Raw genomic sequence first — 19,360 nt, 5'->3', positions numbered from 1 at the left:
CTATGAAGCCCCAACACCTATCGTTGCCAGAGCCGTAGTGAGCTTGAGCTCGGAGACCAAATGATCGACCGTATAGTGGCTTTTAAGATGAATTACGCTTTGATAACTACCTACTTTGCCAGGCTCATCCGCCACACGAACTCGAGCTTCACGCAGGGGGTAACGTGCCAACATTTCCCAAGATAAATCATCTCGCCCAGTAGTATACTGGTCCAACCAATGCTGAAGCTGGCGCTCACAATCAGCAGCATTCATATAGGCACCCACCTTATCCCTAATCATCACCTTGATATAGTGAGCAAAGCGTGAGGCGCAAAGAATTTGTTGCAGCATAGAACTAATACGCGCATTCGCCGTAGCCGCTTTCGATGTATATTGTTTAGCTTTCTGAAGAGAGGGCACACTATTAAAAGCACTATATGGCGTGTCATAACAGTGGCTCAAGCATGCAAAACCCAGTTCTGATAGGTCCCTTTCTATAAAATCTGTAACCAGAATCGAAGTGGTCATCTTAACCATACCGGGGCGGCTGTCCGGCTTATAGGCCAGGGTGGGCAGCTGAGTCACCAATCCACCGCCAAGATGATCCCGTGCAACACCGCGAATATGGGAAAACCAACCAACTTCACTGAATTCGCGTAACAGTACTGCCCCCATAGCAAAGCAGGAATTCCCCCAAAGATATCGCCGGTTGTGAGATCCGCTAACCTGTTCCTCAAATCTCAACCCACGATATTCTGAAAACTCTAGGCTATAGGGCTCTCGCATAAGCACTTGAGGTAAAGTAATGGCTATAAAGCGACTATCCTCTAAATCTCTCAGGCTATTCCAGCGTATATATTCTTTTTGGCGAAAAACCTCAGAGAAGCGAATTGGTTTGGCCAAATCATCAAAATGATCGACGCCAAAAAGTTGAGGTGTTGCAGCACAGATAAATGGCGCGAAAGCGGCGGCGGCTGTATGGGCTATGCCTTGCAGGGTAAAAATATCATCGTAAGGGTGATCTGCCATCGGCCGATGCGAGATATAATAATCTCCCATTAACAAACCAAAGGGCTCTCCACCTGGAGTACCAAACTCTTCGTTATAAACTAAATGAAAAAGTCCAGACTGATCGAAATCTGGGGCCCTCTCCATATCTTTGCTCAAGTCTTTCCAGCTGGCATCTAGCAGTTTTATCTTAATATTGTCCGAATGTGGTGTATCAAATACCAGCATTGATAGACCACGCCAACTTGCCTCTAGACGCTGAAAACGAGGGTTATGAAGAATCCGATTAACTTGATCGCATATAAGCTCATCAAGCTCAACAATAATACGACTCAAATATTGGCGAACAGAAAAATTCTCCTTTTTTGGACAAGGACATATTTCTGTTAACCAGTATTCAAAAGAGAATAGTTCGTCTGGTTCGCGTAAAAAACGCTTTAATTCACCCTGATCTCCACTCGCAAAATTTTCCGGCAAAATATCTAAATAATCTTCCGTAAATTCTTTTTTTGTTGCGCAGGGCACCGGAAAACTCCCATTAGCATTTCTTACAGTTTCAAGTAATTTAAAGCTTTGATGAAGGCTTTTCAAAAAATAGCCCGCCCCTTATTCCGAGGCGGGCACAGGTTTTTATCCGGCAGATGGGATATTGGCAACCATACGCATGGAGGTGGTCAACTCCTCCATTTGTAACCAGGGCTTCAGGTAGGCAACAGCACTGTAGCACCCGGGTTGACCTGGAATTTCCTTCACTTCAACTCGAGCTTCTGAAAGCGGATACTTTGCCTTCATCTCTGGGCTTGCGTCCGGATTTGAGTTGGTGTATTGAGTAATCCACTTATTCAACCAACGTTCACAATCACTAGCCTCCATAAAGGAGCCTACTTTGTCACGCGCCATTACTTTCAGGTAATGGGCAATTCTAGAAGTAGCCATCAGATAGGGAAGACGTGCAGAAATCGCTGCATTCGCGGTAGCATCCGGGTCGTCATAGGCTTTTGGTTTTTGCGCACTTTGAGCACCAAAAAATACAGAGTAATCGGTATTCTTGTAGTGACATAACGGCAAGAATCCTTGAGCGCTCAATTCGGCTTCACGGCGATCAGTAATACCGATCTCTGTTGGACATTTCTGGTCCATATCGCCGTCATCACTCTTGAATATATGTGAGGGCAGACCTTCCACTTTACCACCACCCTCGGCACCACGAATGGCTGTACACCAGGAATTCTCAGCAAAGGCCTTGGTCATGGTGGTGCCCATTACATAAGAGGCATTCATCCAGCAGTACTGGTCGTGGTCCGCAGGGCGTGATACTCCAGATTCATCAACTTCAAACTCTTCAAAGTCAAAAGCTTCGATTGGCTTGGTATTTGCGCCATAGGGAGTTCTGGCCAGGGTCCGTGGCATAACCAGAGTAACGAAACGAGAGTCTTCACTATCTCGGAAACTACGCCACTTAATATATTCAGCTGACTCAAAAATCCCACCGAGGTCACGGGGTTTCGACAGTTCGGTAAAGTTATCAAATCCAAACATGCCGGAACCGGCTGCAGCGATAAACGGACAGAAACCCGCTGCCGCAACATTAGACATTTTACTCAGAAGCTCGATATCTTCAGGGTGACTGGTGAATTCGAAATCACCTATCATGCACCCGTATGGCTCACCACCTGCAATACCAAATTCTTCTTCATAAATCTTTTTGAAGGTCTGGCTCTGATCAAATTCAACCGCTTTATCCAGGTCTCGGAACAATTCGCGCTTGCTCAAATTGAGCATGCGAATCTTCATGGTTGCACCGGTTTCAGAATTCATCACCAGATGATTCAGTCCGCGCCAGGAACCTTCAAGCTTCTGGAATTTTTCATCGTGCAGAATAGCGGCCATTTGCTTAGACATAGCCTGGTCAATTGCGCTGACTGCTTTTTTGATTGTCTGGGTAAGGTTACGATCCCAGGTTACGGTTCCTTTTAAAACCTGCTCTGTCAGGTTTGCGATCAGATCCTGGGCTTCCTGCGGTTCTGTTTGTTTGGTCGCGGCAATAGCCTGCTCCAGTAGGTTGACCGATTGTTCCTCAGCTTCACCTTCCGCAACATTTTCTACTTCTGTGCTCATTCTGAGTCCTCTCCTTTATCCTTGTTCAACCCCAACTGCTCGGAAATAGCACCGACATTTTCCGTACTTTTCAGAATGTCTTCTAAAACTTTTTCTAGTTCCTCAGAGCGGTCTGCCTTACTGAGAAGGTCACGTAATTTACTGCGTGCTTCCAAAAGTTGTTTCAGCGGCTCAACCTGATCGACGATTTTCTCTGGAGAAAAGTCATCCATATGATTGAAATCGAGATCAATACCAATTTTGCTGCCATCACCAGATAAGGTATTTTCCACCTGAAGATTCAGTTTTGGATTAACCTTGGTCATTACATCGTTAAAATTATCGCGATCAATTTGAACAAACTTACGGTCTTTCAATGCTTTGCGATTTTCGGTGTTATCCCCTGAGTAGTCGCCCATTACACCAGCAACAAAGGGAAGTTCCTTTTTAACTTCCGCACCATTGGTTTCAACATCATAAGTTATATGTACACGTGGTTTGCGCACACGCTTAAGTTTATTGTGGATACTCTCAGACATCTCAGGTCTCCTTCCTAGATTTAGGGACTGCTGTTCTTAATTAATTACCAACCCGAGCTGGCTTCTTCTTGTGCTTGCCCACCCCAGCTATCCTCAGCTGCAGATGCAGCTTCAGTGGCTGTTGATGCTGGCTCAGATGCAGCTGGAATTGGTGATGGGGTATTACTCGTTACCGGCGGAGCTACATAACGTTGGGTATCCGTTCCATCGAGGCGAACACCTGTCAACTGGGAATATAGGGCTCGGGACTGCTCATCTGGTAGTAACTCAGTCATCAATTCAGAGACTGTCATACGACCCCAGCCTATTAATCGCTCCAACCCTGGAGCCAAAGGAGTATGTGGCTCGTAGGTACGGAAATATTTCGCGGCCTGTTCTAGTAATTTAAGAGCATCCTCTCGGGAGCTAACCGGTCCGGTGGGTGCAGCAATAGCATTCGCAACTATTGTTGATGCCACATTGGGAACAGCTTCCTCTATGGGGGATTCACTCTGTGTGTCTTCAGCTACTTCCGGTGCCTCACTCTGTGCTAGCGCATCAAGCTGACTCTTATAAATGAATCTCGCTGTACGCAATACTTCATCCAGTAGAGAGGAAATATTAGTTGATGGCGGTGCATCGTGACCGCAACTAGAGCGCAAAGTATCATTGATATTTTTATAGCTGCTAATAGTAGCTTCTATAGTTTCTATCAGATTCTTAGCCCATTCATTAGTCGCGCTGTTCACACATTGATCTACATCTTCCAGACTATATCCCAGAGTCTCAATGCGGGCCGCTTTAGCATCTTCATCTGCGATACGATCTGCATCCCGGGCTTGCTGATGCTGGAAAAAAGAGAAATCTCCGTAATCCCCCTCCGGGGTTACTGGTGCACTACGGATCGGCATCATTAGCGTACCGTCACCGCCATCACCATTAAGGCCCGTCAGTGGTGCAACCGTAGTTTCAATACCATCCTCATCAGGAACTGGGTATAGGCCATCCCAAAAATTGGTAACCAGCTGCTCAATTAATAGAAAGCCATCTCTGAGACCACTAAAACCATGGAGACGAATTAGGGCCTCTGTATACCAGCTAGCCACTTCCAGATCTTTACTTTTCTTTGTCAGAATCTTTTCTGCGGCCTTTGCCACATCACGCCAAGGGGCCAGTAGATCAGAATCTGTGTCATCAAACATGGCCGAGCGCTCTGCGGCCCTAGCACTATTTCGTGCATCTTTGATGGAGTAGTAATCAGAGGTCGGTGATCGATCCTCCCGAATATCCTCACCGACAGGACTCTCTGAAGAAACAGGAGCCGTGAGTTCTTCGATATTTATTGTATTTGGGAATGCCATGAAAAAAGTCCCTTCTACCCAATCAATTCCTTCAAGAAGATTTCCGAGAAGAGTACACGTTGTAAAGATCTAATCAAGGCTAATGACACAATGTAATCGCAATACCTTAAAAAAAGTGCACAGCTCACAACATTAAACAAATAATTTTTGTTATTTTTTTAGATTTTACAACCGCTGACAAGCCCATTACACAGCAATTACAGCTGAGGCCTTACTTTCTGCGGTAGTCTCACTTTCCGGAGAGCATTGAAAACTTGCCACTATCTGAATAAATTCTGTTTTTGCTTGTGCAAAGCTTTGCAAAGAGGTCCATAGAAAAAGGGTATAGAAACTCTCTTTGCCGCGAAAAAAAACAACCATATATTGAACCGAATCTTTGCCGACATTAGCACCCATCTCGTACAACAAACCCATTTGCCAATCGCGCTCTAGCACTTGTGGGCCGCTTAGAAGGTTGCCATTAGATACTTTGCTCAAACACTGCTGCATCTGAGCCTCGGCATAGTCCGTGAGGCTTAGCTCTTCGGGAAGTTCAGTTCGCTTTTGCTCCAATACAATCAGGTACCGGTTTAATTCGGTATCACCAGCCTGAATTTCAGCGTTTGGATTCAAATTATTACAAACTACCCAATTACGCGGTGCGCACAGTTGCAGCTGCGAGCCTTCACAGTGAAGTTTTCCCATAACCACAGGTAAATGAGAAGCACCACGCTCAACGGATTCTTTAGTAGAGTGCAACAAGTCAGAGTCCAAAAATAATTTGGAGTGCCAACCGGCCACCCATAATTTCTGAACAAAACGACAGGCTTCTGCACGATCTGCAGTCTTTCTAAGCTGTGAGCGGCTGCTAGCCATAAGCGCTTTAATTTGTGTAAAACTAAATCCAAACTCGCTACCCAGGGCTGATATTGCCTTTCGCCGCTCAAAAAGTGCTCTAATCTCCCCAGTAAATACCACGATATATGACATACCTTAACCCTTGCTTCCTGCAGTTATAGATAGGTTGGCGGATATTTGGACAACCAAAGAGCCCTGTACACTGGTAGCTTTTTCCTAAATAGGCTACTCAATTAATTTCACTTATGCCATGAGCTTTAATGCACCTGGAGTAAGTTGCCATTGCTTCACCAAGCTCAAATGGTTTAAAAACAATAGGGTTTTTATTGTTTAGCCTTAACCCTCTAGTGAAGTAGCCTCGCTTGATACTTTTTGAATAGCCGGCTTAAATTTGTTGACTGATGTAAAGACAGCATATGAGCGTATATTGGAGCTAAATAGCCACGCTCTTTTAAGCGTAAGAAGTCATTATCATCCAGTGCATTCATACGCTCTGAAGTAACACAAAATACACCGGTTAATCGATGTTTGGTATTACCAGGTAAATCGACTACCACTACCTGCTCCTGAAAGAGTTCCATCTCAGTGAGGCAACGAATAAACTCTTTATTATTTGATTTCTGCTGATGAATTCCACTCAGTAAGTTTCTGGCCTGCAATAATGCATTTGTCGCTTGCCCCTCATCATCGAATAGCCTACTTCTATTTCCATCTAAGCTACCAAGTGAGAGAGAGGATGAATCCACACAAATTATTGGATTTGTTTCCAGTTGATCTTTGTAATGCAAGTAAAATGGATAAGCTCTCAATGTTGCCGGGATATAACCACCCAACCATTTATCCTGCTGAATAAAAAGATTCTGCCCCGGTTTTATTCCTAATAAAGCACAACTTTCCAGGGCATTCTCTTCTTGAGACTTTAAAAATATGATCGGACATTCTCCAGCCAGGGCCGTGAACTCGGGTAGGTACACTTGACAGATATGTCGAGTTTCACTGTGTGAAATATCACCGGTTAACACACTATGCCGCCGATGCTTATTACTATTTAAAGCCACTATTATTTGCTTCACACTAGATATCCTTTACCTATTTATTCACTGTCTTTGCTGACTGGCACCCAACATAGAGCAGTAAAATTCAGGGCTGGGTAAAGAGGGGCAAAGCACGCTGGTTGGGGCTAGATGCTGTGATCCTTCGCAAGACCACAGACTGTAACTGGCGAACTGCTTACGACATACCTGTCCGAGTAACCCCGCGTAGCGCTTTTCGTTACCCGAGGCATCATTACTCGCGACAAAGAACTCACTCTGTGCTGCAGCTGTAGCAAGCTGCCCCAGTTCTACAGGCACCTCACTAAAGGCCTCGAACAACTGATCTGCATGGAGCATATTTTGCAGTGCGCTGACAGCCAATTCTGTAAGTTCCCGATACCACCTATCTGCATCTGACATAAAGTTAATTATGTCCATAGAAGAGGGTAACGGTGCGGCGATAGTCAAAGGAAAATAACGCCCCACACTATCCACACTAGGCACTAGAACCCCTACCCAGGGGGTCTCATCAATGATTCCTTTACTGTGGGCAAAGCGCCAGACCGGACTGGTCAAATAGTAGTCCAGCCAGTTTTCACCCATTATTTCTCGGGAACCATGCACTGCACGCTGCAGCCATTCATCCCACACCCTGACGAAACTCGCTGGAAGCTGACGCTGGATAAAATCCCCATGCCCAGGAAGCTTGCCAAAAATACCTATGCTGCTTTGCAAGTCACTCACTCCCTACTACAGAGTCTCCGGGCACCGATAACCACGCAGTAAACTGCGATCGAAAGGATTATTTACATTCGAAGCCACTAGTTTGAATTGTGCTTTCCGCCCTTCTTCAGAGAAGGTCACCAAACGCTCCGCATTGCTTCGCCCTGTCTCAAGATCTGAGCTTGCAAGAAGTCGATACCAAGCCCAATCTCCTTCGAAATGTTTACGGTGTACGGTTTCATTGAGATCTTCAAAGATAATCCGCACCCGATTACTCTCACCACCGCGCCAGGTAAGTTTTTTACTGGTCTTGGGGCCATGCGAATAGGGAACACGCTGATCTCCCAGCTCAAGTTCAAACAGGCGCACACTGGAATCCAGCTTGGTTGGCTCTATACGGAAAGAATAAGCTGCGCTTTCTCCCGATTTGAAGAAGGTCTTACGAATCTTCTCCGCTCTACGCAGCTGGGACAGCGTTTCAGTTGAAAGGCTCATACCCTGCCCTTCCACATACTTCACTTTCCAATTTCTTGTATCGACGAAAGGCTTTAAGTATTCAGTAACAAACTTTTGCTCAATCCCCCCAGGCTTGAAGTATTGATTAAATTCAATAACCGGTACTTCCTGGTCCCGGTCACTGCGCAGCGGATAGCGATTTGCCAGGCTGCTGGCGTAGCTTTGATAAACTTGCTCACGCCATACCCGGTTTAGATGCCCCTTGGCTTTCGACATAACCAGAGCCCAAGTGCTGTCAGCAATTTCGGTCAGCCATTTATCAAAAGGCGCCGGCGCATTGGCCGCTTTGACTCTTAGCTGCTTAATCGCATCGCCGCCCCCAGCAAAACGGGCTTTGGCACTGGCGAACGCCGCTTCATTGGAGTCTGGAGCACTATCAATTTCAGTCAGATATTCCTGAATCTTATTGATCGTCTGGAGATACTCCTGAACCCGTGCGGGTCTGCCCTTCTCGCTTTGTGTGATGCGCTGTATTTCCTCAAAGCGCACATCGACAATATTAGGCTTGTAGCGGTCCTTCAACGCCCCTGCTGCGCTATCCAGTGCCGCACCACCGAGTCGGCGAGTTGTACTGGATACCGGTAATGGCACCCCCTTGGCATCCACCGACAGCTCCGGTCGCAATGTCAGGCGTGTGTTATCCGAAGTAATTTCCGTGATTGCCAGTAATGGGGAATAAATGGGGTCTGACAGGGTTGAGAGAACCTCAAGTGCCTGGGAAGTGCTGTTGAATCTGCGAATGCTGAAACCGCCAAGGAAGGATTGCCAGTGCTGAAGATACTCCCCCAGATAAATACGCTTTACATCCTCGCCGAGTTTCGCCCGGTCGGCTTCGGTAAAGTCCTCACCACTGAGTTCCCCACCGTAGATCCAGCGCTCATCCGCCATAGTGGTCATCAACTGGGAATCTGCACCAAAGTCCACGTCCTTATAACCCGCCTTGGTATATAGGAAGGGGATACTAAATCGTGAATCGCCAGCTCTCACACCAAACACCTGCTGAGTATCACCACCGATTTCCTGATACAAGTCGACAGAGGTCTGCCCAAGATCGCTATTTTGTAATTGCGCAAACAGCCTTTGCGGCACAGGGATGCGTCGCAGCTGTTGGCGGGCGCGAGCCACTACACGCTCATTTTGTTGAACACTTTCAGGTATTGGACGCGCCAACAATTGATCGAGGTGGTAGCGTAAATTATCTTGTTCCTGAGCTTCGCCGGGTAATTGGCGTTCCCAGCGGGCGCTGTAGTAGCCCTCAACGGTCGTGATGTCCAATTTGTCCGGGTTGAAGAACATCAGATAGGTTTTGAGGGTACTGACCAGTGCAGGGTCATCACTCCCCAAGCGGCTGAGGTTACTTTCAATATCTCGCAATAGCGCCGGTAAAAAGATCTCTTCAAGCTTTTGCCGATAGAGGTTATCCAGCGTCTGATCTATACGGGTGTCATACAAGCCCAGATTGGAGATCCAGGGGTGCTCCTCGCGGTCATACACCGAAGTCGCCTGCCGCAAGGGTTCAAGCATCTGCAAAACATTCGCCGGTGTAGGCCTCTTACCCTTTAGCTTTTCCTCGGCTTGCTCATAGGCCGCCAGGTGGTCATTGACTTCCCCCATAGACAATTTGTTGGATGCTAGACTGCCACTCCAGAGAAAGATCGAACCCACAAATGCCGCAGCTAAAGTGACATATACCCCTCTGCGCAACCACAGGTTAGCGCTCTCTACCTTGCGATTGACTCCCACCAATTCAGCTTCGGGGAATACCACATCCTTGAGCAGGCGATTCAGGAAGAAACTTTTTCCAACCCCCTGGAATTTGGGCCCAACACTGCGCTCCAGGCCAAAATCCGCTGTTACCGAAGCCATCATACGGTCTACCGGGCTGCCCTCCTGGGTACCACTGGTAAAATATATACCGCGAACCATAGGCACAGTTTCATAGCGGTTTGGCTCGAAGGTCTGCTTGATAAAGTCCGCTAAAATATCCGACAAACTTTCCATGCGGGCGGGAAATCCCTGCAGCAGTGCGCGCTTCTCAATATTGCGCTCCTGGTGCACACGCCACAGCACTCTCTGATTTAAGCGCTCAATCAGCTGGTTAAACTCGGCCCTGAAGTTATCCAACGGCGCGCCGACAGTGGCATTGGCTTCACGGGGAAAGCTCATACCCCAGACCTGCTCGCGCTCCGCCTGTGAAAGGTTGTCAAAAAATTCACTAAAGCCCGCTACCAAGTCACACTTGGTAAAGGTGAGATAAATAGGGAAACGTATACCCAGCTCCTGCTGGAGTTCATTCACTCGCGAACGAATCGTCTTGGCCTGATGTTGGCGCTGTTCATCGGTCTGTACCATCAGGTCCTGCAAACTGATGGCAACCAGGGCACCATTAATCGGCCTGCGACGACGATAGCGTTTCAATAGCCCGAGGAATGCTCGCCAGGCACTGTTGTCGTAAACCCGGTGGCTGTCCTGAGTGGTATAACGGCCGGCGGTATCGATCAAAACTGCATCGTTGGTAAACCACCAATCGCAATTTCTCGTGCCACCAACTCCTCCCAGGGCTTCTTTACCGTGGCTTTGCGCCAGGGGAAATTCCAATCCTGAATTTACCAGCGCAGTAGTTTTGCCACAGCCGGGTGGACCAATAATGACGTACCACGGCAGCTGGTACAGGGACACCTTACCCTTCTCTGACTTAAAACGAGCGTTGCGCAATACATCCATGGCCTCGCGGAAACGCCCCGATAGAGCCTCAAGCTCTTCGAGGGAATGCTCTTCATCCGGATCCTGGGTACCCTCCTGAGACTCTTCAATGCCCTTAATCAGAGCCTGGTTTTGGCGCCGTTCAACCAGCCACTGGCTCAGGTTCCACACCAACCAAATTGCGAAAATAAAAACGATGATGGTAATGCGAACTGTATGGGACAGTGTGGCGTTATCACTGCCAAACTTGATGTAGTCCGCCCCAAACCAAATCAGAACAGACAGGGCTGCGAGGCCGATAATGCCAAGCACCCATTTGTTGGTAAAAAAGTCGCGCAAGCGTTTCATGAATAGCTCCATCTCCCGGGCTCAATCGGCACCGGATCAATTCGGTCCGAGTGTCACCCTTCCCCTTGCGGGGGCTCACTGTCACTGCCTGTTAATTCCACTACTCGGTCAGCCACAGGGGTAGTCGTTTCGTAAAGCCACCAGCGATAGCCGCTGTAGGTGGCAACCAACAACCCCAGTGCGACGCTCATAATCACCCACAAAGGCATGTAGTGAATCAGGCCCGACTTGCGCTCGACACAGCCCTGCCAGTGGGGAGAGAGATCGCGGTCCATTGCCGATTTGTGCTGCTCTATGGTCCGATAAAGCTCATCGCGAATCTGCTCAATCTGCTCGTGGCCCCGCTGCACCAAGCGATACTTGCCTTGAAAACCGAGACTGAGGCAAAGATAAAAGAGCTCTAACAACTCCAGGTGAGACGCAGGGGTTTCCAGCATACGCTGCAGAATGGAAAAACATTTCTCACCACCAAATGTCTCCTTGTGGAACAGGCTGAGCAGCGAGTGCTGACTCCAACCACTCGCCGTACCCCAGGGCGTAGTCAACACCACTTCATCCACAACGGTACACAGCAGATAGCGCGCGGTAAGCACTGCCTCAGGGGCCAGGCCCAGCTGTTTGGATTCCCGCTCAAATGCCTGAATTTCCTTGGTCAGCCGCTTGTGCAGATCCGGCACATTGGAGTGATTCATGGTTGTGCGCAGCTTGATAATCACCCCCAGCAGCTTGGAGGCTGCGGAGACCAGGGGATTCAAACTATTGCGAATCTGCATATCCGCTGAACTGCCGGGATTGGCAAAGAACTGCGGCTGTGCAGATGAACCAGACTGCACCGGAGCTGCGGCACCTGGAGTGGGAATCATTACGGTCCTGTCACCTGCATTGGGCGACGGTGGAGGGCTGAAGCTGTCGTTGCTCATATCAGTTATTCCTTATGGCCCAGAGCTCCATGGTCAGCCCCGGAAATTCCGCGCCGAGATGCACCGCAAAGCCCCCAGATCTCTGCATGGCCTGCCACAGCTCACCGCTGCGCTCCATTTCGAAATAGGTAAAACCCGCGTGATAGGGAATTTGTCTCGGCGCCACTGGCAAGGGGCGCAATGACAATCCCGGCAGCTGAGCGGAAATCAACTCACGGATAGCTTCCACTGGCGCCACTTTGGCCTGCGTGGGGAAACGACTGCGCAACAGGTCGCCGGGCATATCGGCTTTAGCAGCCATCACGAAGCTGGCCGTTTTCAGTAGCGAGGGATCGGAAACCGGGGCCACATAAATACCAAACTTTCTCTGCACCAATTCCATGGCAATAGCAGTCTGCTCCAGAACTGTAGAGAGCGACTGGCGCAGGGCTGAAAACAACCCAGCAAAGCTGAGTTGTAGGTTTTCGTGCGAGTAACTGGGGATTTCCGGTGGGCGCTTGGTCGATGAAGTAAATGTCGACAGCTCACCAGCCAATTGCAGCAACTCCACAAACAAACTGTGCGGGTGCAGGCGTGGCTGAGCAGTAATCTGTTTTAATAGAGGTTCAAAACGATTAATAACCTGCAGTAACAGGTAATCGGCAATCTCTGCTGAGCCACTGCGGCCACTATCACTCAAGCGGTGTCCCAGCGCGGAGCCGCGGTGATCCAACAGGCCTTTAACCTCTTCGATATAGGCTTTGATTACCGCTGAAGTCTCTGCATTCAATAGCGGCGGAATATAGCCTGAATCCAACTCGACCGGTTTCTCCGGCTGGCGTTCGCGTATTCTAGCGATACCAATAGACGCGTATCCGCTGAGATCATCGCTCTCAAGCTTGAGACACACTCGCAGTTTGCCCACCTGGATACGGGCAGACTCCCCGGAGGCTGCGGCACTATTGCGCGCATCGAAGTTTGCTGTCTGGTAGCGCGCTTGGGGAAAATCTTCCTGGTCACGGATGGATTCCTGGCTGCCGGGACGCTTCATCGGTACACATAGATAGACGATCTCATCGCGGGTGTTAACCGGCACATCCAGGACATCCGGTAGGATTTCATTTTCCGGTGCAAGAATTGGCGTACCATCGGGAAATATCGCACGTACACGGGATAGCGATATCTTTCCCATAGAGAGCGGTTCACTATCGATCGCCAGCTCCAGCACACCCCAGGTATAGGGCCCCAGCGAAGCTGTGCGAGCCTCAACTAACTGTTCGAGATAGCGGTCCTGCTGCTGGAAATGTTGAGGGCGTAAAAACATGCCCTCACTCCAGATCACCTTGTTGTTAACCGACATATGTCTTCCTTGTAAAACCCAATTCCACTTGAAGTGGGCTTAATTAAACCTGTGCCGAGCGAAGCTCTACTTGGATTTTTCCGCTTCCTGAAGACGCTTCTTCATCAAGTCATAGTCCTCACTGGAAATTGTCACCGTGTCGCCCTTCTTCCCACTGGTATCGTTGCGAGATAGCGGTGAAACAATGCCTCGGCGTCGCTTGGCGATATTATCGGGTGTGCCGATACGCGTGTCGGCCAGGGCAATCTGATAACTATTCTTTTTGTGGTCGGTTATCGGCAGCACCATGAGTGCATCGGCTTTTTGATACTGCACAAATTCTGCCAATAAACCGATGTACTTCACTTCTGGAGTCAAAGGCAGCTCTTCCACACGCTGCTCACCAGGTGCGAACTCCTTCAGGATAACGGTATCAAGGAGATCCTTGCCGAGACGGGATTCCGCATTTTCATAAAGATTGAGGAAATCCTCTCGGGCAAACTGGCGGTCATCTGCCAGCATAAACACGCGCACTACCACCGGCGATGCACGACCATCATCATCCGGATTGACGTCACTGCGGATGTTGACCGAGAGCTCGACACTAGTATCCAGATTAAGGGTGCGCCTAGTTGTTTGGCACGCTGCCAGGCTAACTACCAGTATTCCGAGTAGGGTGAATTTCAGTAACTTTGTTATGGACACGACCAATTCCCTCTTCCGATCTATTAATTTTTCAGCTGTCTGGCATTCTTCAGCTCAGACAACTGGTTTTCATAAGTCACAGCAAACTCATCACCGAAAAGCTTGCGGTAACAAGCATCCGGATCGCCCACTAATTCCCGATACATCGCGCTGAAGCCCTCCCATTTCTTTGCATTCTTATTGCCGAATACACCAGAGGTATTCCCCAGGCGACGTTCAATATTGTCCGGGCTGAAATACTGCAGCATCGCACTGTAACCAGCGCGCATCCCCGCCAGCACCGCGACCTGGTGATCGGAGAGATCATCGAAACTATCCTGCACCGCCTCCTTGGGCTGTAAAAAAGCACCATTACCGGCGAACATCGCCTCCAACGCATCTCTTTCCGTGGCACTGAATTTCAGTGGGTTATTCGCCTCTGTCTGGATCATAGTGCGCTGTACACGCAGCTCATTCTTGATACTGCTGCGCGCACGTAGGAGGTCGATCAGGCGGGAAACCGTTTCGCGGACGATCTCCGCGGCCTGTTGATCGGCTATTTGTTGTTGCCCAGGATTCATATTCAGGCCCAGCGTTGCCGCCAGCACACTGGATACCGGAGGAACCGGGGCTGGCTGCACCGGTGCTACCGGTACTTCAGGCGCCGGGCTCTGCTGAACAGGAGCCGGTTGTTGCAATTGGGAAAAGCTCTGCCCCTGAGAGGCAAAACCCATAGGGCTTGCAGGAGGCGCCTGTGCAGTATCAAAGCCCGGTGCGCCCGCTACCTGTTGTCCCTGTATTGCCGCAAAAGAATCCGCAAAGGGATTATCCTGTGGAGCCTGCGGGGCTTGTGGCTGCATTTGTACCGGGGGTGGTGACACTGGCGCTGGGGCGAACTGGGGCTGCTGTTGGGCAACTGGCTGTGATGGGGGCGCAAGCGGAGACTGAGGAGCTACCTGGGGTTGCGAAGCTGGCGCCTGGAAAGATTGCGGCTGAGGTACTTGAGGCTGTGTGGAGGGAGGAGCCTCAAATGATGGGGCCGGAGTTTGTGGAGCAATTTGCACAGAATGTTGATCTGCCGGCACATGGTCCTGGGCACTGCCATCTTTCCACCACTCATCATCGGACCACTGTCCTGGCGCCGCATGCCCTTGGGGTTCGCTACCAAATGAACCGAGTCCCTGCACATCTGACGCGCCGAAAGACTGTGGCTGCTCAAAAGCCGACATAGGGTCCAGTGGACCCGGATCTGCAGCCAGTAAATCATCCTGCGCGGGAGCACTCTGACTACTCTGTGGGACGTAACCCCATTCGCCAGACTGGGAAATATCGTTGCTGCCACCGGGTTCCAACCAGTTATCCAGCTGCTTTGCCTCCGCTTGGCTCTGCATCTTGGCCATAGCACTGGCATTGAAGGTGGTGCGATCGGAAGTATCGAGAAAATCGGCACTGCCCAATCCCTTTGGCAGGTCACTTTCGGCCTGAGGCTGTCGCAACGTCACCTTGAGGCGATATTCACCTACATTGATGATATCCCCCTCGCTCAGAGGGAGTTTATTGCCTTTACCCAGCGGGTTATCGCCATCGTTATGATAGGTACCGTTAGTGCTGGTATCTGTCAGGAAAAATTGCCCATCACTGAAAGAAATTTGCGCGTGCTGAGATGAGACAACACGTTCGGGATCGGGTAGCACCCAGTAATTATCAGCAGAGCGCCCCAGACTACCCCCATCTTTAGTGAACAGCTTGGTGTGCTTGAGCATATTGGCCCCTGCGGGGTCGGCCAATACTGAGAGAATTAGATCCATGTCTTCCTGACTCACACAGTTGTTGTACTTCGCTCATCCGCTGGGACACAAACTACCAAGGAGAGCGAAAATGATTCGGGCACAAGGGCCTTCCACACAAGAAATTCAAACCCGGCCTACAGAGAATGCCGTGACCGGGAAATACTTTTTAACTCCAGGGCCCTTTTAATTCTCCACCGGCGAGAGATCTTAAACTGGGGAGGACAATCTGATCGCGGCCCTGTACCGAGCGCATAGTACTCAGCCCCGCCTGACTAAACTCTGCTGCTGCACGATCGGTAAGCAACGCTTCAGCACAGGGGGTGATCCACTGTCCCTGGGGCAGTTTACGCAGATGCAAAGGCAGGCTTTCATAGGTTGCAGAGGTGGGAGTCTGGAATCTGCCGGTTGTGGAAAAACCCTGGCAGATAGCCAAGGCGAGCAGATAGGCACTATTACCCCACTGGTAGTATTGATGGCCCTGATCGGGGGTTAGTTCTTCAAAATCAAAATGCTCAGTGGTGGAGGTCTCACGGCCAAATGGCAGCCGTAACATAAAGCGTGGGGCGGCCAGTGCAACATACTCACTGGCGGAGTAATCCCGTACCGCCTGCCAGCTTTCGGCAAAGCGCTCACTCAAGGGATAATACCAATCATCTGGATCAACTGATCCTGCCAAGCTGGGACAGCCGGCCAGTTTGGTGTCCCCTCCGAGAAGCAGAGTACTTCCAGCCGCTTCCGCAATAGTGGAGAGATCGATCAACAGATGCAGATCCCTCTCCTCGTCCGTAATAAAGAAGTCACCCAACACGAGGTTGTAGGGACGATCACCGGCGACTGTTTCACGCTCAACCAGTAATTTAAAAACCTGAGACTTTTCCAGATCGCTCTCAGCACTGGCAAAATCGGCAAGCAGCTCTTCCTTGCTGACATCAATCAGGTGCAGCTGCAAATTTGGATGTTCGTCTAGTCGCCTCATTAAGAAATGCAGACTGAGCCAGCTCGCCTCCAACTGGCGGAAATCACTATGATGCATCACCTTGCGCATAGTGTCAGAGGTCGCCTCGGCCAAGGCGTTTAAATACTCCCCTTGCATGGGATCCACGCTTTTTTGTACATAGGGGGCAACAATGTCCCTAATCAGTTGATCCACCTGGAAAGCACTGCCATTTTCCCTAGCCAGGCGCTCGCGACCCGCCGCGAGAATCTCATCGAGGATTGACTGCTCAGATGAATAATCCGCAGCCTCTTGCCCGGTTTCAGTCAGCTCCGGTTTCCACTGACGAATCTCCTCTGCGGCTTGCTGGAATTGGCCAGGATCACGCAGGCGTTGACCGAGCGCTATAAAATGTTTGAAAAGCGGTAGACGACTGTAGAGGTAATCCGGGTGTAAATCATCGAAACAAGGTAATTGCAGCGGCTCATCCATCACCGGCAACTGCAGGCTCACCCTAAGATCACTGAATACTCCTTCAAAAGTATCCCGGTTCAGCACATATACCCTGCGCTGAGCAATAGTCTCAGGCTCGCACTGACGACGGCTGGAGCGACCACTAAAATCGCCCAAGATTGCGACTTTTAGAATATCACTGCCATGGTCCATGGTTTCTTCCTTTTTATTTTTATCGCCGTGGATTTGAAATCCGGCAGCTATAGTGGCTTTGCTCACAGTTAATTATCCACAGGTAAAAAAAATACGCAGCACAACGAAACCTCTTGTACTCATCATGCGTTTTTATCTATTTGGTTTCCACTACTTGTTTTTCGATTTTATTCGACTTTCTTGGTCGTCCCCTTTTCAGCGGACGAACCCTCTGATTGGCGATTTGTTCAATCTTATCTTTAAAAGCATCTCCACCCAGAACATGCCCCAACTTAATGGTTTCAGCAATGTAATCCAGTAGCCGGCTATCAAAGCTATAGCGAAAAAGCTGGCGATAAGCCTGTGCACGTTGCCCGGCATTTTCACCCAAGTCGGTATATAAACGATGATCTTTAATCAAATTATCATGCTTAGTGTTTACATGATGATTGAAACTTGACCACTGATAATTTCCCAGTGAGTCAGCAAGTCCCAAATAAAGAGGGCGCAGTTCCACATAGCGGTAGCAGGTCAGCAGGTAGGCATCGGAGTCAATCAAGCTGGATTTATAACGCCCTCGCCAAATGGTGCCGGAACGCTTGTAACGGTGATTGACAAACTGTACGTAACGACGCCCTAGAGATTGCATCATTGAAGGTATGCCATCCGGAACCCTCGGGGTGGCAATAATCTGAATCATATTGGGCAGCAGGACGTATGCATGCACATCCACATGGTACTGATCAGCAGCATTGCGCAAACTAATCAAATAATATTGATAATCCTCCTCATCAAAGAAGCACGGCAAATTATTGTGACCAACTTGCACAATATGCTGAGGGATATCTATTAGATTGAGCCTGGGCAAACGAGGCATTTTGCCAGCAAATCCTTTTTTATAAGGCGCAATGCCTTTCTAGTGATGAATAAAGGTTTTATTATCGCAAATCAGGGAAAAAAATTTCAAACTTAGTCTACTGCCAAGTTAACATGAACTCTGGTTAGTGGTTGTAATCATGTTACGCTGCATTTTGTTGCTATTTAAATAAAGGGGAGTTGCACCAGACATGGATCAGATAAGTCTGGCGGTCAACGGACGCACTGACATTGGTCAAGTTCGCGAGGAAAACGAGGATAGTATTCGCTGGTATGCCAGCGCCGACCAACCTTTCGCCTATATCGTGATAGCGGATGGTATGGGGGGATACACAGGCGGTGCCACAGCTAGCAAAATAGCAGCAGAAACCGTTCAATTCCATTTAGAAGATCTTTTAAAACATACCTTTCTCTCCTGCACACCCGAGCAACAACAATTGATTTTACGCGCGACTTTGATCGACGCTATCAACAGTGCCAACAACGCCCTCCTAAACACAAAAAATACCAACCCGCATTTTGCAAAAATGGGAACAACAATTGTTGTCGCTGTTATGTGGCACGATTTCCTGATCGTCGCGCATATTGGTGATTCTCGCGCTTATCTATGGAATAACTTCGGCTTACAGCGCCTTACACGCGATCACAGTGTTGTTCAGGAAATGATAGACAGTGGTCAAATAAGCGAGGAGCAGGCACAGCAGTCCAGTGTACGAAATCACATAACCCGCGCTTTGGGCGTTTCCAATTCTGTAGAAGCAGAAATTAATAGCTGGAAATTAACAGAGAACGCTTTGCTATTACTCTGCACTGATGGCTTAACTGAATATCTGGACGATCATGCGATTGAGCGAGTGCTTGCCACTCACCGCCCTGCTCTGGAGTGTGTTTATCGCTTTATTGATGATGCCAACAGAATGGGAGGGCGCGACAATATTAGTGCGGGTATTCTTGAATACTCCTCCCAACCCGCAGCGCAGATACTCGCACAAGAGCAGAGCGCAACCCAAAGACCAAAATCACCAGATGTAACTATCAGAAAAGCGCAACGATAAAACTGTTTGCC

15 protein-coding genes are annotated in these 19,360 nt (G+C 49.2%); 1 reads left to right on the top strand and 14 read right to left on the bottom strand.

Annotated features, from left to right (window positions below):
* The 14 genes from tssC (ACJJIJ_RS19585) to ACJJIJ_RS19520 all read right to left on the bottom strand — a co-directional run bounded on the left by tssC (ACJJIJ_RS19585) (position 1) and on the right by ACJJIJ_RS19520 (position 18,295).
* Positions 1-1,515: a type VI secretion system contractile sheath large subunit gene (tssC, locus tag ACJJIJ_RS19585; RefSeq protein ID WP_444938207.1), complete on the bottom strand. Its 1,515-nt coding sequence runs from the start codon at positions 1,513-1,515 to the stop codon at positions 1-3.
* 105 nt (positions 1,516-1,620) lie between these two features.
* A complete protein-coding gene (gene tssC, locus ACJJIJ_RS19580) occupies positions 1,621-3,108 on the bottom strand; it encodes a type VI secretion system contractile sheath large subunit (RefSeq protein WP_252084228.1) in 1,488 nt (495 codons plus the stop codon).
* Positions 3,105-3,626: a type VI secretion system contractile sheath small subunit gene (tssB, locus tag ACJJIJ_RS19575; protein ID WP_252084227.1), complete on the bottom strand. Its 522-nt coding sequence runs from the start codon at positions 3,624-3,626 to the stop codon at positions 3,105-3,107. The genes tssC (ACJJIJ_RS19580) and tssB overlap by 4 nt, the downstream gene beginning before the upstream one ends.
* 44 nt (positions 3,627-3,670) lie before the next feature.
* Entirely contained in the window at positions 3,671-4,966 is a 1,296-nt protein-coding gene (gene tssA / locus ACJJIJ_RS19570) for a type VI secretion system protein TssA (protein WP_444938206.1), read from the bottom strand.
* Positions 4,967-5,152: 186 nt separating this feature from the next.
* The gene (locus tag ACJJIJ_RS19565; protein ID WP_444938205.1) at positions 5,153-5,935 is read right to left on the bottom strand and encodes a hypothetical protein; all 783 of its coding nucleotides are present in this window, start codon (positions 5,933-5,935) and stop codon (positions 5,153-5,155) included.
* Positions 5,936-6,147: 212 nt separating this feature from the next.
* Positions 6,148-6,876: a SapC family protein gene (locus tag ACJJIJ_RS19560; protein WP_444883476.1), complete on the bottom strand. Its 729-nt coding sequence runs from the start codon at positions 6,874-6,876 to the stop codon at positions 6,148-6,150.
* Positions 6,877-6,900: 24 nt separating this feature from the next.
* Entirely contained in the window at positions 6,901-7,581 is a 681-nt protein-coding gene (gene tagF / locus ACJJIJ_RS19555) for a type VI secretion system-associated protein TagF (protein WP_444938204.1), read from the bottom strand.
* A 6-nt stretch (positions 7,582-7,587) separates the two neighbouring features.
* The gene (gene tssM / locus ACJJIJ_RS19550) at positions 7,588-11,127 is read right to left on the bottom strand and encodes a type VI secretion system membrane subunit TssM (protein WP_444938203.1); all 3,540 of its coding nucleotides are present in this window, start codon (positions 11,125-11,127) and stop codon (positions 7,588-7,590) included.
* A 53-nt stretch (positions 11,128-11,180) separates the two neighbouring features.
* Entirely contained in the window at positions 11,181-12,047 is an 867-nt protein-coding gene (icmH, locus tag ACJJIJ_RS19545; RefSeq protein ID WP_444891546.1) for a type IVB secretion system protein IcmH/DotU, read from the bottom strand.
* 1 nt (position 12,048) lies between these two features.
* Entirely contained in the window at positions 12,049-13,386 is a 1,338-nt protein-coding gene (tssK, locus tag ACJJIJ_RS19540) for a type VI secretion system baseplate subunit TssK (protein ID WP_252084220.1), read from the bottom strand.
* A gap of 66 nt (positions 13,387-13,452) precedes the next feature.
* Positions 13,453-14,070 (bottom strand): type VI secretion system lipoprotein TssJ, encoded by a 618-nt coding sequence (gene tssJ, locus ACJJIJ_RS19535; RefSeq protein WP_252084219.1) that lies wholly within the window; start codon positions 14,068-14,070, stop codon positions 13,453-13,455.
* A gap of 23 nt (positions 14,071-14,093) precedes the next feature.
* A complete protein-coding gene (gene tagH / locus ACJJIJ_RS19530; RefSeq protein WP_444938202.1) occupies positions 14,094-15,872 on the bottom strand; it encodes a type VI secretion system-associated FHA domain protein TagH in 1,779 nt (592 codons plus the stop codon).
* Between the two features lie 133 nt (positions 15,873-16,005).
* On the bottom strand, positions 16,006-17,505 hold the full coding sequence (locus ACJJIJ_RS19525; RefSeq protein ID WP_252084217.1) for a type VI secretion system contractile sheath domain-containing protein: 1,500 nt from the start codon (positions 17,503-17,505) through the stop codon (positions 16,006-16,008).
* 70 nt (positions 17,506-17,575) lie between these two features.
* On the bottom strand, positions 17,576-18,295 hold the full coding sequence (locus tag ACJJIJ_RS19520; RefSeq protein ID WP_252084216.1) for a transposase: 720 nt from the start codon (positions 18,293-18,295) through the stop codon (positions 17,576-17,578).
* Positions 18,296-18,485: 190 nt separating this feature from the next.
* Between ACJJIJ_RS19520 and ACJJIJ_RS19515 the strand changes: the two genes are divergently transcribed.
* Positions 18,486-19,349, top strand: coding sequence for a Stp1/IreP family PP2C-type Ser/Thr phosphatase (locus tag ACJJIJ_RS19515; protein WP_252084215.1), 864 nt, complete (start codon positions 18,486-18,488; stop codon positions 19,347-19,349).
* Positions 19,350-19,360: the final 11 nt, after the last annotated feature.

The sequence above is a fragment of the Microbulbifer mixtoriginis (SeqCode) genome, from assembly GCF_052467945.1.
Note: the sequence above shows the minus strand (reverse complement) of the source record. Positions and strands in the feature narration are given on the sequence as shown.

Excerpts from the sequence above, each read along its gene's own strand:
- tssC (WP_252084228.1), bottom strand. The coding sequence starts at position 3,108 with ATGAGCACAGAAGTAGAAAATGTTGCGGAAGGTGAAGCTGAGGAACAA.
- tssB (WP_252084227.1), bottom strand. The coding sequence starts at position 3,626 with ATGTCTGAGAGTATCCACAATAAACTTAAGCGTGTGCGCAAACCACGT.
- tssA (WP_444938206.1), bottom strand. The coding sequence starts at position 4,966 with ATGGCATTCCCAAATACAATAAATATCGAAGAACTCACGGCTCCTGTT.
- ACJJIJ_RS19565 (WP_444938205.1), bottom strand. The coding sequence starts at position 5,935 with ATGTCATATATCGTGGTATTTACTGGGGAGATTAGAGCACTTTTTGAG.
- tssM (WP_444938203.1), bottom strand. The coding sequence starts at position 11,127 with ATGAAACGCTTGCGCGACTTTTTTACCAACAAATGGGTGCTTGGCATT.
- icmH (WP_444891546.1), bottom strand. The coding sequence starts at position 12,047 with ATGAGCAACGACAGCTTCAGCCCTCCACCGTCGCCCAATGCAGGTGAC.
- tssK (WP_252084220.1), bottom strand. The coding sequence starts at position 13,386 with ATGTCGGTTAACAACAAGGTGATCTGGAGTGAGGGCATGTTTTTACGC.
- ACJJIJ_RS19520 (WP_252084216.1), bottom strand. The coding sequence starts at position 18,295 with ATGCCTCGTTTGCCCAGGCTCAATCTAATAGATATCCCTCAGCATATT.
- ACJJIJ_RS19515 (WP_252084215.1), top strand. The coding sequence starts at position 18,486 with ATGGATCAGATAAGTCTGGCGGTCAACGGACGCACTGACATTGGTCAA.